This is a genomic window from Pseudomonas sp. NDM (assembly GCF_003105095.1).
GTDB lineage: Bacteria > Pseudomonadota > Gammaproteobacteria > Pseudomonadales > Pseudomonadaceae > Aquipseudomonas > Aquipseudomonas moraviensis_A.
The window spans coordinates 1-940 of record NZ_QETJ01000330.1 but is presented as its reverse complement, the minus strand read 5'-3'; the positions used below and the strand labels follow the sequence as shown (position 1 = coordinate 940).

Here is a 940-nt window from a genome sequence, read left to right as displayed (position 1 = left end):
GCCGCGACCTGACGCACCAGCCGCGCGCGCTCGTCGTGGACGTAGACTTCTTCGGTGCCGTCGACGTAATGCACGGTCACGCTGGCGTCGTCATCGTTCCAGACGTAGCGGGTGTTCATCTGCGAGAACGAGGCCCAGTGGCGCACGCAGCGCGCCGCCTTGCCCTCGCGTTGCCACTCCCAGAAAAAGCTCGCGCCACCGGTGAGCTGGCGCTGGAGGATGACGTGGTGGTCGTCGTAGTCGTAGCGCTCGCTGTCGCCAACCGCGTTGGTCGCGGTCAGCAGCCGTTGCCGGGCATCGAAGCGGTAGGTGGCGAGGTTCTGCTCAGTGCTCCACTCGCCCTGCACGAACACCTGATAATCGACCGCCACCAGTTGCGCCCGGTCATAACGCAACAGCAGCGAGCGGCCGGCGCCGTTGTCCAGACGCTGAATGCGGTCGGAGCGATCGCGTTGCAGGGTCAGACGATTGCCGTAGACATCGCTGATTGCGGTCAGCCGGCCGGCGCGAAAGTGATAGAACCGCGCGCTGTCGCCGGCCATGGCGAGGATCAGTTCTTCAGGTTCATCACCTAAAAAAATCGCCGCCCGTGACAGGCTGTTGTGAATCGCCGGGCGCGCGACATTGGGCAGGGGAAAGCGGGTGCGGCGGCTCTCGTGGTCGATCCAGATCACGCCATCGCCGTCGAAAGCCAGGCGATGAGCCAGGGTATGGCTCCAGCCGAAGCCCAGGCCGATGTCGATCTCGACGGCGCTGCTGCGATACAAACGGGTGAACTCGAACGGCAGTACGCCATCGAGCACCGCGTCGGTCAGGGTCAGCAGTTCTTCGCCAGTGACCATCGACACCGGACAGCCGTTGGTGCAGGTGTTGGGCACGCAGTCGGCGGCATCGCCGTTGGGGTTTTTCGCCTGGTCGGGGGCGTCGTCGTGAGGCTCGT

At 64.9% G+C, this 940-nt stretch carries 1 protein-coding gene; it reads right to left on the bottom strand.

All coding sequences use genetic code 11. From position 1 onward, the window contains the following. The coding region (locus DCO47_RS26840) for a DUF6531 domain-containing protein (RefSeq protein ID WP_256590276.1) at positions 1-940 on the bottom strand (940 nt) is incomplete at both ends.